This window comes from Rhizobium sp. BR 362 (assembly GCF_036528765.1).
Lineage (GTDB): Bacteria > Pseudomonadota > Alphaproteobacteria > Rhizobiales > Rhizobiaceae > Rhizobium.
The window spans coordinates 1-1,005 of record NZ_JARWGH010000097.1 but is presented as its reverse complement, the minus strand read 5'-3'; the positions used below and the strand labels follow the sequence as shown (position 1 = coordinate 1,005).

Here is a 1,005-nt window from a genome sequence, read left to right as displayed (position 1 = left end):
GCGCTTAGTGCGGCTGCAAAGCCGATGAAAGATAGTTGATGAAAGTTCAGTACGGAGAAGAAGTGGCGAATCACTCTGACCCCGAGTCATGCGGCGCACATCRCGAGGTATGCGTCGAAGCGTTGACAGGGGAAACCGGCAGGCCAGCCATAGAGCCGCGAAATGAAAAATCCGGGATGCCGACGCTGTTAAGCGAAGCGGAAGGCAACACGGTGCATGGCGTCAATCGCAAGCCATGCCCCGATCCCGCGCGGTCGGAGACCCTGTGCATGCCGGGAAGTCTTTCATACGGAAGCAGCGAKATCTCATCGGTGTCCAGTGCAAATGGACTGGACGGGACTGGGAAGGTCGTTGACCGCAAGCCAGTCATCGACGCTGATGAGAAGTCGGATACACCCATAGTACCGGGGAAGTTGCCGAACAAGGGAGATGATCCTGCGGAGGCAATGGAGGGAAGGGGTGTAGTCGGAGGGAACGCCTTCGAAACTCCAGCGTGCCGGACACAGAGCCGGATCAAACACGTTTCGATGGGGATCGACGGTGTACGGGAGGCCGCCAAGCGGAACCCGAAGATGCGTTTCACGACGCTGATGCACCACATCACTCCGACGCTATTGGTGGAGAGCTTTCATGCGCTTCGCAAGCAGGCGGCGAGCGGTGTGGACGGCGTGACGTGGTACGACTATGAGAAGACACTCGAAGGGCGCGTGCACGAATTACATCGGGAAATTCAATCCGGTGCATATCGCGCACAGCCGTCCCGACGGGTCTACATTCCGAAGAATGACGGAAGACTACGTCCCCTCGGTATTGCAGCGTTGGAAGAAAAGGTCGTGCAGATGGCCGTGTCCACGGTTCTGAGCGCGATCTATGAGCAAGACTTCCTCGGCTTCTCATACGGGTTCCGGCAAGGAAGGGGGCAGCATGACGCGCTGGACGCCTTGTGGGTTGGGATCGACAAGCGGAAGATCAACTGGATACTGGACGCGGATATTCGCTCGTTTT

Annotated in this window: 1 pseudogene; it reads left to right on the top strand. The window is 57.7% G+C overall.

The features are described from left to right. Positions 1-38: 38 nt before the first annotated feature. Positions 39-1,005, top strand: a pseudogene (locus tag QDY28_RS30885) (group II intron reverse transcriptase/maturase); the annotation flags it as partial.